The sequence below is a fragment of the Pacificoceanicola algae genome, from assembly GCF_049341065.1.
Classification (GTDB): Bacteria; Pseudomonadota; Alphaproteobacteria; order Rhodobacterales; family Rhodobacteraceae; genus Pacificoceanicola.
The window spans coordinates 457,654-467,882 of the sequence record NZ_JBMPIX010000003.1; the positions used below are offsets into that span (position 1 = coordinate 457,654).

A 10,229-nucleotide genomic window follows, 5' to 3' on the forward strand; every position below is an offset into this window, starting at 1 on the left:
AACCGGTACCCGTTTTGTCAAAATCGGACTAACAGTCATCCCCATGACGACCGATGATTCCGGCATGAAACTGCCACGCTATGTCCAACGTCGCCCCTCGGGGCTTCTGCGCTACCAACGCAATGTCCCCAAGGCCCTCGTGACGCGGTTGGGACGCAGCCATATCTATCGCAATCTGGGTCACAGCTATGATGAGATGATCCGCAAGCTGCCCAAGGCGCACAGCGAGGTTGAAGCGCTGTTCAAGCGTACGGAGGCCGAGACCAGTCGGGACAGAACGCTGGCCATTGTTGAGGCCAACTTCGGGTCAGATGCGGCGCAGATGCTGTCAGCGGACGTGATCGACGAGAACCTGGAATACGCCCTCTGGGACCTGCATCAGCAGCTTGAGGACGAGGTAGACGAAGCGGTGATGGCCAATCTGGTCTCCGCCTCTTTGCCCGCCGAGAAAATCACCTTGGACAAGGCGTTTGAGCTTTACGCCGATTACAAGGACGCACAACAAAACAAGAAGTTGCAGAACTCTCTTCACAAAACGCGCGAGGATCTGAGGGCCGCAATCGGCGCGGTCAAGCTGAGCAAACTGCCACTGTCGGAGCTCAAGCGTGAGGATGCCCTGAAGTACCGGGACAGTTTGTTGCAGCGGGTGTCACCGAATAGCGTCACGCGCTATATCAACATCGTCCGGGCGGTGGTGAACTTTGTGATCGACGAACGCGGTCTGATCATGAAAAACCCCTTCCACAATCTGCGGGTAAAGGGCGCCGGGAACACCGCCACGGACCGCCTCTCTCTGACGCCAGAGGAGGCCCTGTCCGGTCTCCATGCCATGGGTCCACGGAAAGACCTGAGGGCCATCTATGTGACACTCTGGGAGACAGGGGCACGCTTGGCGGAGATCACAGGACTGCAGGTGCAGGACGTCAATTTGCAAGACAGGTCGCTGCATATCCGCAGCAATGCCATTCGCGGCCTCAAGACAACCAGCAGCGCGCGGATTCTTCCGCTCTCGGACCGGGTCGTAGCGGCGCTGCAGGAGCTCAGGCAGGGCAAGGAGGAAGGCGATGCCATCTTTGAGCGCTACGGACGTCCGGGCGGCAATACGGCAGCGTCGGCACTGATGATGAAGCGCTTCCGCAAGGTGATCCCGGACCCGAAGAAGTCCCTGCACAGCCTGCGCCACAAGAAGAAAGACGATCTCAGGCGGGTTGGGTGCCCGGAGGAGATCAGCAAGGCAATTCTGGGTCACAGCAATGCCGAGGTGGCCGCGCGCTATGGCTCGGGCTACGGGCTGGACAGCCTGCGCGACTGGATGGACAAGGCCACCCAGGAGAAGCAGCTTGAGCGACAATAAGACCCCTGCCCGTCCCTTTGATCCGCACCGGCGACCGGCCACGCCCGCCCTTCGGGATCTGGTGCAGGAGGTTATGCAGCAACTCGAGGCATACGAGACGTGCCACGGCCTTCGGAAACGCAGGCGTTCGGTCCAAGCTCAGGCTACCCACGCCGAAACGGTCGCGGCCATTGTCTGCGATCTGATCTACCGCGAGCTTGAGCACCCCGGCGGCAGAGTGCACGTCAGCCAAAGCCATCAGGTGCTGCGCAAGGCGTCACGCTACAAGGGCAAGGCTATGGGTAAAACCCTGCCTGACGTGCTCAAGGTCCTGTCCGCCCCTGAGATGAACGTCATCCAGCTTGTGCCCGGAAAGCCCGGCTTCACCGGGAAAGATGAGGGTTGGACCTTTACGGTCAAAGGCAAGCAGACGGTCATGACTGCGGGCAGCAAGCTTCTGTCGCGCATCGCGTCGTTTGGCATATCCTTTGCGGATATCGGGCGCTCGGAAGGTGAGGAAATCCTTCTCCTGCGCGGCGCCAAGGACCGGAATGACCGCCCCGGCCCGCTCGTTGAGTACACGGATACCGAGGAAACCCTTCGACTGCGGCAAGACTTGAAGTGCATCAACGACTGGCTGCAACAGGCTGACATTGAATGCAATTATTCTAGTGTCAATTCCAAGGATCGCCGTCTGAGACGGATCTTCAACAACGCTGACTTCGGTCAGGGTGGCAGGCTTTACGGTGGCTTCTGGCAAGCCATGAGCGGCACAGAGCGCCTCAACAGCCTCTCGATTGAGGACGACAGCTGCGCGGAGCTGGACTACGGACAGACCGGCCTCCTGCTACTCTACGCTCAGGATGGTGAGGAGCCCCCCAAAGGCGATCTCTATGACCTGTCCGCCTACGGCATCCCGGAAACCTGTCGCCCCGGTGTGAAGAAAGTCCTCCAGGCTGCAATCAACGCCAGCAAGCCGCTGGACCGCTTGCCCCAAGGCAGCCGAAAAACCATCCCAAAGCGGATCACTCTGACAAGGCTGAAGGCGGCACTCCATCAACGGCACCCGGCCATCGCCCATCGCTTTGGCACCGGGGTCGGACTGACGCTGATGCGCAAAGAGGCCGATATCCTCGTGGACGTCTTGTTGGCCCTGAAGGACAGAAACATCACAGCCCTTCCCGTTCATGACGCTGTTCTCGTCAACGGAAACCATGATCAAGACGCGCAGGAGGTGATGATCCAGGTGTTCCGGAAACACACCGGGTTGGTGCCCGATGTCTCTATCACCTACCCTTAGAGATAACCATTAAGATACTGATTATTATAAATAATGATAAAGATGATCATGATCTTTAGGCCCCCTATTTATACCACCCCTCATTAATGGGACCCGTAGGGAAGGATCGGGCGCAGGCGGCCTAGCGCTGCCGGTCACGAGAAATACGTGCAACGACCGCTCCCAGCCCAAAGCTGTCCGTCATGTTGCGCAGTAAATCTAAGCTACGCGGACGAACCTGACATTGGCTTAGCAGGGCCATGTGACCGCATCGGTGAAACTTAACTCGATTATTTAATCTCTATGAGCCAGTTCGAACGCGCGTTCGTTCGTTGCATCGTTGATATATCCAGATAGTTCATGAAGCACTTGGTCGGTGTCATCTTCGCCCCAATTGTCACACATCTTAGCATGAGGGTTTGCCAAACCAGCGACCCAAGCTTCACTCAAGTTTTTGCATGATAAGATTAATCCCTGCGCTGGATGACTTGCTTCGCCTGAAAACAAGCCGTCAACAGACAGCAAACCTCCGACGTTTCCTTTACCTTCAAACTCGTAAGGATCGAGGATCAACATACCAATTGTCCCAAAGGTAGCCATCCAAACACAGCCGGTCATACAGCAATAATCTTCATATATTTTTTCAGTGTAGTAAGGCGTTATAGAGTTCTTGCCACCAGGAATTATTAGCTTGTTGACGATTGCGTATCCAAATGTGGGTCCCTCGTTAAACTGGCTGGACTTAAATGCTCCGCGCAATTTTTTTGAAATAGTTTCAGATGCCTGTTTGTGTGGTGAGTGGCCCGTGATCTCTTTGAATTTTCGGTAAGGAGCCGTTTCACTTATCCCGAATGCGACTTTTTTCCCTTCTGCGATTTGCCTATCAATGTCGATCTGTGACTCGAGGGCTCCTTCTTGAAGTTCAGACAATCGAAACTCGCCATCAACGATCTCTAAAGATTTAACTTCGACAAAAAACTTTTTTCCTTCACGCGTGTGGCATTCAAAATCTGGCGTTGCAACGCCCTGTCTCGTAGGCAGTCGTCGGGTCTTGAATTTGCTTGACAGATGAGAGTATGCAACGGCTTCGCCAAATATTTCATATGCTTGCGCTGAGGCGGTTGTATCTTGTATGCCGCGTTTTTTTGACAGCCTGTCCTTAAATTCTCCTAAAATTTTACGAAGGTCTTCGTCATCCGAGGCCTGCCGCTCCAACCCCTGGAGAAGAACTGAGTCTATCGAATCCAGACTGTAGTCGGATGATGTCCCTAAAAGTTCTCGTTTGCGCTTCAGGAAGACCGCAAATGCTGTGGCTTCTTCTGTCATTTTAGATCTCGATACACACTCTGATTTTGCGGATGAAATTGTTCGCGGACTTATACACCTTTGAGCCAAAAGGATCAAACTGCAAGGGGCAGAAGGGTTTAAACATTTTAGATTTTTTTATTCGAGGCCGGAAACTGGATATTATAACCCGTGGCAGAATTCTGATAAGCTGTGCTCAAACTTTCATCCGCCGCGCAAATCGCGTCTCGTGGTTGACCGGCAGGCGCCTTTCCACCTCCTACACTAACACCTAACCTTCATAACATGGGTAGTATAGCATTCCCGACCGGCAGGTTCGACGGCACGAACGGCAACTACCTGCGCAAAGCTACCGTTGCGCCTAATCACTGCGAAGGGCGCTCCCAGCCCACAAGAGACATTCGACCAAAAGCATGTCGCAGGTTCCGCTTGTGCAGGCAGGGCGGGAAGCCGATTTTCCCTTCTCGCCTTGCCCATTTTTGTAGCACGGAGGCAGGTTTCGTTGTCTGCAACTACAGCATAGACGAAGTATGACTTCTAATCGATTAGGTGAACACCCAACGCCAGTGATCAACAGCGTAATTCGGTGGAGTATCTGGTATTCGAAAGGCAGCTCGGGGTACAGTTCCTTCGCTTGCGAAAAAGCCTGATCGCCTATTATACTTTTCACAAAAATCATAGTTATGTTGAACTTTGCTAATGTTGCCGTTAGACAACAGTATTTCACTACCCTTATGAGAAACTTTTACTGCACCGGAACTTCCAACCATAACTTGTTTCAGAATAGAGAAGTCCCCGCCTTTCAACTCCCAATGAGAGTATATTTTCCTGGGTCCCATGCTGATCTTTAAATTAGGCCCCTTCAAAGTTGCATCCCAAATGTTCGTATCTAAAATCTCCAATACATTCTCTCTTAAAACCAAGGCGGGGGCACCCAACTTGTTTGGAAAAGTACCCGAAAAAACTGGAAGGCCCTCTGCCATAGCAACCCCGAACCAGCAGTTTTCTCCGAGTTCAACAATCGACAGCGGATAGCGATCATTTTCTGTGACAACGCAAGAGTTATCTCCAAACCTTATTTGATGACTGTGCTTTAGAATAAATCTATAGCTTGGATGGTTCCGGCCTCGCTTACAAAAAGGGGTTATTTGAGCTGATTTCACTTGGCCTTTTGAAATTCGACCAGCTGTCACTTCTTGGTGATGACTTGCACACAGCAATACCAAATTTGCAACTTCATGCGCCTTCACTTCAGAAAAAGGAACTATGTGCTCGTACTGAACGATCATGTCTCCACAGAAAACGCACCCAAATCCACAATTTTGCCTAACCTGTCTCTGTATTGGTTGAGGTATGTTTCTATTTGAGAGCGTAGGTTTATTGATCACTTCGCCACCTCCAATGCATCATCCATCTTTCCTTTTATTTATTTTGTAACATTTTCCCGCATCTGGTCAAACTCATGAAACCTGAAATTCCAAACTTTGATGTCACCACTTTGCTTGCTCCGGTGGATCGCTGCAAATCACACGAATTGGGGATTACGGCTGCCCACGTTTCGAGGGCCGAGGAAAACAGGTAACTTTGCAAAGCCCGCTCACTGCGCGTTGCTGACGCTCGCAGCCGTCAAAGTGAACGGCAAGTGACAGCTCTTCTATGACATTCCTGCAAGACGCAACATGACGCAGGCACCGACACGAAGGACGGAAAGCGGTTCCACACACTAAGACGTTCGGGCTGTTATTGCGCCTGATAATGCTCCCAGACAGCTTCCATATGGCGGCCAATAACGGCATCGAGATCGTCTTCATCATAAAGGTCAGGGTCGTCGTAGTCGTCACTCATCCCTTCGATCAGGGTAATATACCCAGGACCAGGAGACGTGGGCTCAGGCCCTTTACGATGCACCAAGGAAGACAGGAGGATGCCGTCCTCCTCATAGCTCTCTCTTGAAATCTTCCCCAGAATAGCTCCGATTTTCGCGCGATCAGGCGGGCTTTTCCAGTTCATATCCGCCATCTCCATCAACTCTCCGTAAAAGATTGTCGATCCATTCCTCGCAACACGCTCCAGCCCCTTGATAATTAAGGCCTTTCTCTGGATCCCCTTGTCAACCAGATCATGAACGTAATCAGCTGATATATAACGGTTTTTCCCTATTGAGATGACCGCAACATCTCCCTTTTTGACCTTCTTCGAGATCGCATTTGAGCTTTCGCCCAAGACCTCTGCGGCCAAGGAATTTGGCATGATCGCCACAGGCAATCCTTTCGTTAGGGCCTTCAACCACGCTGCAGTGTCGTCAAACTCTTTTGTGATTTGCATTCTTTTAACTCCTACACACAGCCTAAATGGGATAATTAGCAGCTGCCGCAATTGCAGTAGCTGAAATTTATGACACTGTAAATAGGTGTCACACGCTCCGCCCATTAGGCCTTTTGGGCGTTGGCAATGTCGTGACTGGACGAGCTGTGGGCTTCTCAGGAACTGGTTGCACCGTCTTTGCCGGTTTGTGAGGCTGCATTTCACCCCCCCGATCTTCATGCATTTGCACCTCCTGACGACCCTTCGCGCGGAAACTTTTGCCGATAGCGTCGGAAGACTAAGGCATGCCCGCTTCCTGCACTTAGGTGCCGTTCATGAATGGCGCAGCGTCGGTCCCGAAGCCGTGGTTACAACCAAATCTGCTCGCCCAAAAAACTGAGAAACTTCGGGCATCTATACAAACAAACCATCATGGAGATGTATAGATGTCTGTAACCTTCACGCTGCTTCTGGCGGCTGGGGTTGGCTTTCGGCTGACCACGGCTTGGGCGCTTCGGCGTCGTTTCGCGGTTGGCCTTTCGGTGCCTCCGATGCTGGCCAGCCTGCTCGTTGTCCTGTCCGCCTTGCCGGACTGGTTAAAGCCGCTGCCGTTCCCCTTTCCCTTCGCCTTCACTTTGGGGGCTCTGCTCCCCGACGTCCTGTTCCGGAGGGTCTAGGCATGCACAACACACCAAACCTTAAGCCTGGAATGCTGGTCGTCCTGCGGGCCTTTGATGACATCCCGGAGCACACCTTCGAGATCGACGAGGTCTTTGACGACTGTGTCAGCGGCTATTCCAGAACCGGCCCACTTGCCGGGGACTACGGCGAGCCTGACTTCACGATGATCCTGAGGGTCATCCGGGATTGACCCCGGAGAACGGCAAGGAACGTCCTTAATGAAGTAACTGGCTGTTCCCAATCACAAATTCCACAATCACCACCCAAACGGGGGCGAATGCCCCCGAAAGGAGGACCTATGTCCGCTCAAATCAAGTACGCCTACAAACACCGCCAAACCTGGCTGTACCGCCGGAACTACCCCAAGGACCTGCAGCCGATCCTCGGGCAAGCGCTCAAGCAATCGCTTCGGACTGGTGACGCCCGCGTGGCCAAGGCGCGGGTAGCTGAGGCCAACACGGCTTATGATCAGATAATCGCGGCGGCTGACCAGCAGATCAAGGGCACGAGCGCCGAGAGCATTGTCCAGGCACCCTGCGCTCGGTTTCGGCGGATCAGGCTGTCTGGTCGGGAAACCGTCGCTGAACTCGCCAAAACCTATCTTGGAGTTCGCGCCAAGGGCCTGCAGCCCAGCACCTACAAGGCGGTTCGCTATGGTCTGGGACTGTTTGTGTCCGTGTTTGGATCCCGGCAGATCGCCAGTCTGGATTCTCGGGACGGAGCTGACTATCTGCAACGGATATCCCTGTTGTGCCCCAACGTCGCCAAAGCGGCAGGCGCCAAGGGAGACAGCCTGACGCAACTGATCAAACGCTCGCAAGCAACCAGTCAGCGGATCACGCCTCAGACCCAGCAACGGATCTGGAAACAGGTGCGCCACTTCATGGATTGGTGTGTCGCCACGGGTCATCTGGAGCAGCATGACTTCGGCAGGCTGAACGTAGATCGCAAGCCTGAGGTTCTGAGCTACGCGGTGCCAACCGAGGCTGAGTTGACGGCTTTGATCAGCGCGAAGGAGCCGGTTATCACCCCCCTGCTCTACCTGTGCCTGCTGACGGGTCTGCGCTCTGGAGAAGCTTGTGGCCTCATGGCGGACGATCTCACGACCAAGGGCAACCTCGGCGTCTTTGTCAACGTCCGGCCCAACAGCCAGCGCCTGCTAAAATCCAAAGCGGCAGAACGTGAGGTGCCCCTGCATGACCAGCTTTTGCCGATCGTCCAGGCTCTGCCCAGTCACGGGCCTTTGTTCCCCTCGGTCAACGCGGACAAAGTGACAAAGAGGTTCACGCGGCTGCGCGGCAGGCTGGGCCTGACTGGACCCGGCTTGGTGTTCCACTCGACCCGCAAGTGGTTCATCACCCAATGTGAGCGCACTGGTGTGCCAGAGCACTTTACCGCCAGCCTTGTCGGGCATCAGACTGCCCGGTCGGAAAACAAGCTCACCTACGGGCTCTATTCCGCCGGGATCAGTGACAGTCAGAAACGCCAGATCGTTGATCAGGTGAGGTTGCCCGAAAGCTGTCTGCCATGACTGCCGACGGACCGATCCCCGACATCGACGCCTTTGAGGAGCGCGCAGCCATCATCGAGTACGATGGCAAGCTGCCCAGAAAGAAGGCCGAAGACCTAGCTGCGCAGGCCCAAGGGTTTCGGAACGCCGAGCACTACTGGCAATGGTTGGCCGACTACGTCCTGACCAGACGGTACCATTAACCCAAGAAACTCGCCCCGTCCGGTGCTCCTTCGTGGAGTATCGGGCGGGCTATGAGATTTTTTTTTTGCTTTAGGTTCAATGTGCGGGCAAGATAAAAAGACGAAACAGATAAATGATAAAGGCAAGAGCGTCCGTTTTGATCTGGAGAAAGACTTGATTTTATGTGGGTGAGCACTTGTAAGAACCCAAGATTATCCTAACAACAAAAATTGGGGTTCGCTACACCTGACCCAAAAAACAATCCGGGAAGACTCTGTTATGAATTCTGAGCGTTGACATCCAGAAATCTACGCCAAGCCAGACCCCGAGGAAAAAGATTGCTCCAAAATATAGATATAAAAAAATCGGTCAAATCAAAAATTGTGCCACTGCGCCCCATTTTGATTAAGACATATCATAAATGCTTCACAAAATATGGTGATTTTGATATATCGCCACTGAAAGAGGAGGCTATAAATATTGAACGCCACATCTTTAATCGTAAATTAAGTGATAAAGAGCGGAAGATTCTTTTTAATGAACTTGCACTTCTGATGTGGAAATTTACTAAAAGCTGGATAGATAGTGAAGTATTACCAGATGATCCAGTTATTTTTGAGCACTGGTGTGCTCAACAAATAAAATTGCAGGGTTGGGATGTCATAAACACGCGCGCGAGTGGCGATCAAGGCGTCGATGTGATCGCGAGTCGAGACACCATGACAGTATCAGTCCAATGCAAAAGATACTCAAAGCCAGTTGGCAATAAGGCAGTGCAAGAAGTCGTCTCTGGAAGGGTGTATTACTCTACAGTCTCGGCTTGTGTCATATCTACAGCCGGTTTCACGAATTCGGCGCTAGAGCTCGCCAGAGTGAGCCACGTCGAACTATTAGATGCGCAAGATATTTCACGATTTTCCAGATTATTTGGATTTGAGAATAAATCAAGAAGCATAGATTTTGGGCCAAGTGAACTTGAAAAATTCCTCATTCCAAATGTAATGAATGAAATGATTGAGTTAAGGTTTTCGTCACCTGCAGATATTGCGATCTGCCAACTAATGAAGTTTTCCTTGGACATTTCACCATCAGATGACCCTCTGAATTATGGGGATAGGTATCAATCCTTGCAGGCGGAAGTGAGAAATTTTCAGCCAAAACTTGTGGTTAAACTCGAAAATATATCAAGTGCAATCGATAGTTTGGATGAAGTTTTTTTAGAACTCAGTCGTTACGAACTTCTAGTGGCACCAAGCCTATGTGGATTCCTTTGTCTCAACTGTTCAATAGAAATACCTTCGGACCAAGAACATCCAAACCATTCCCATTTCGCCACATCGAGAAATACCAAAGTGCAAGAAGTGCTCCGCACGGGACGCTCTAAGGATCTCCCAATTTTTCAAATTTTTGACCACGCTACAGGTGAAGAAATTCAACATTCCTACAAAAATATACTGAAAAATGCGATGGTGGAAGCCAGCCTGGTAGCTAGGTCATGTTGACAAAAGGCTGACCCAAAGGCGGATGGACGTGATGTCTACAAAACCAAGGAAGCTCTCTGCGGTTTTGTCGTAGCGGGTTGCGACGCGACGGGCGTTCTTGAGCTTGTTGAAGCAGCGCTCGACCAGGTTGCG

Annotated in this window: 10 protein-coding genes and 1 pseudogene; 7 read left to right on the forward strand and 4 right to left on the reverse strand. The window is 52.2% G+C overall.

Features of this window, described 5'->3' with window-relative positions:
• Nucleotides 1-43: 43 nt before the first annotated feature.
• Nucleotides 44-1,354: a tyrosine-type recombinase/integrase gene (locus tag ACOYQJ_RS07065; RefSeq protein ID WP_422905299.1), complete on the forward strand. Its 1,311-nt coding sequence runs from the start codon at nt 44-46 to the stop codon at nt 1,352-1,354.
• Nucleotides 1,341-2,633 carry a hypothetical protein gene (locus ACOYQJ_RS07070; protein WP_422905300.1) on the forward strand — a complete coding sequence of 431 codons (1,293 nt, stop codon included), beginning with the start codon at nt 1,341-1,343 and terminating at the stop codon, nt 2,631-2,633. Before ACOYQJ_RS07065 ends, ACOYQJ_RS07070 begins: the two co-directional genes overlap by 14 nt.
• Nucleotides 2,634-2,906: 273 nt before the next feature.
• On the opposite strand, the gene ACOYQJ_RS07075 is transcribed toward ACOYQJ_RS07070, so the two are convergent.
• From ACOYQJ_RS07075 to ACOYQJ_RS07085, 3 genes are all read right to left on the reverse strand, one after another.
• Nucleotides 2,907-3,938, reverse strand: coding sequence for a hypothetical protein (locus ACOYQJ_RS07075; RefSeq protein WP_422905301.1), 1,032 nt, complete (start codon nt 3,936-3,938; stop codon nt 2,907-2,909).
• Nucleotides 3,939-4,462: 524 nt separating this feature from the next.
• A complete protein-coding gene (locus ACOYQJ_RS07080) occupies nt 4,463-5,305 on the reverse strand; it encodes an HNH endonuclease (protein WP_422905302.1) in 843 nt (280 codons plus the stop codon).
• Between the two features lie 352 nt (nt 5,306-5,657).
• A complete protein-coding gene (locus ACOYQJ_RS07085) occupies nt 5,658-6,242 on the reverse strand; it encodes a hypothetical protein (RefSeq protein WP_422905303.1) in 585 nt (194 codons plus the stop codon).
• Nucleotides 6,243-6,667: 425 nt separating this feature from the next.
• On the opposite strand from ACOYQJ_RS07085, the gene ACOYQJ_RS07090 reads away from it, so the two are divergent.
• The 5 genes from ACOYQJ_RS07090 (at nt 6,668) to ACOYQJ_RS07110 (ending at nt 10,097) form a co-directional block, all read left to right on the forward strand.
• Nucleotides 6,668-6,898: a hypothetical protein gene (locus ACOYQJ_RS07090; RefSeq protein WP_422905304.1), complete on the forward strand. Its 231-nt coding sequence runs from the start codon at nt 6,668-6,670 to the stop codon at nt 6,896-6,898.
• 2 nt (nt 6,899-6,900) lie between these two features.
• A complete protein-coding gene (locus tag ACOYQJ_RS07095; RefSeq protein WP_422905305.1) occupies nt 6,901-7,092 on the forward strand; it encodes a hypothetical protein in 192 nt (63 codons plus the stop codon).
• Nucleotides 7,093-7,200: 108 nt separating this feature from the next.
• Complete coding sequence (locus ACOYQJ_RS07100; protein WP_422905306.1) at nt 7,201-8,433, forward strand: DUF6538 domain-containing protein; 1,233 nt, start codon at nt 7,201-7,203, stop codon at nt 8,431-8,433.
• Nucleotides 8,430-8,615 carry a hypothetical protein gene (locus tag ACOYQJ_RS07105; protein WP_422905307.1) on the forward strand — a complete coding sequence of 62 codons (186 nt, stop codon included), beginning with the start codon at nt 8,430-8,432 and terminating at the stop codon, nt 8,613-8,615. Before ACOYQJ_RS07100 ends, ACOYQJ_RS07105 begins: the two co-directional genes overlap by 4 nt.
• Nucleotides 8,616-8,933: 318 nt before the next feature.
• A complete protein-coding gene (locus ACOYQJ_RS07110; RefSeq protein WP_422905308.1) occupies nt 8,934-10,097 on the forward strand; it encodes a restriction endonuclease in 1,164 nt (387 codons plus the stop codon).
• Here the strand turns inward: ACOYQJ_RS07110 and ACOYQJ_RS07115 are convergent.
• Nucleotides 10,089-10,229: pseudogene (locus ACOYQJ_RS07115) on the reverse strand (IS5/IS1182 family transposase); the annotation flags it as partial. The gene ACOYQJ_RS07110 and the pseudogene ACOYQJ_RS07115 overlap by 9 nt on opposite strands.

Bases quoted from the DNA above. Each gene is read 5' to 3' on its own strand.
- ACOYQJ_RS07095 (WP_422905305.1), top strand. From the start codon at position 6,901: ATGCACAACACACCAAACCTTAAGCCTGGAATGCTGGTCGTCCTGCGG.
- ACOYQJ_RS07105 (WP_422905307.1), top strand. From the start codon at position 8,430: ATGACTGCCGACGGACCGATCCCCGACATCGACGCCTTTGAGGAGCGC.
- ACOYQJ_RS07065 (WP_422905299.1), top strand. From the start codon at position 44: ATGACGACCGATGATTCCGGCATGAAACTGCCACGCTATGTCCAACGT.
- ACOYQJ_RS07090 (WP_422905304.1), top strand. From the start codon at position 6,668: ATGTCTGTAACCTTCACGCTGCTTCTGGCGGCTGGGGTTGGCTTTCGG.
- ACOYQJ_RS07100 (WP_422905306.1), top strand. From the start codon at position 7,201: ATGTCCGCTCAAATCAAGTACGCCTACAAACACCGCCAAACCTGGCTG.
- ACOYQJ_RS07085 (WP_422905303.1), bottom strand. From the start codon at position 6,242: ATGCAAATCACAAAAGAGTTTGACGACACTGCAGCGTGGTTGAAGGCC.
- ACOYQJ_RS07075 (WP_422905301.1), bottom strand. From the start codon at position 3,938: ATGACAGAAGAAGCCACAGCATTTGCGGTCTTCCTGAAGCGCAAACGA.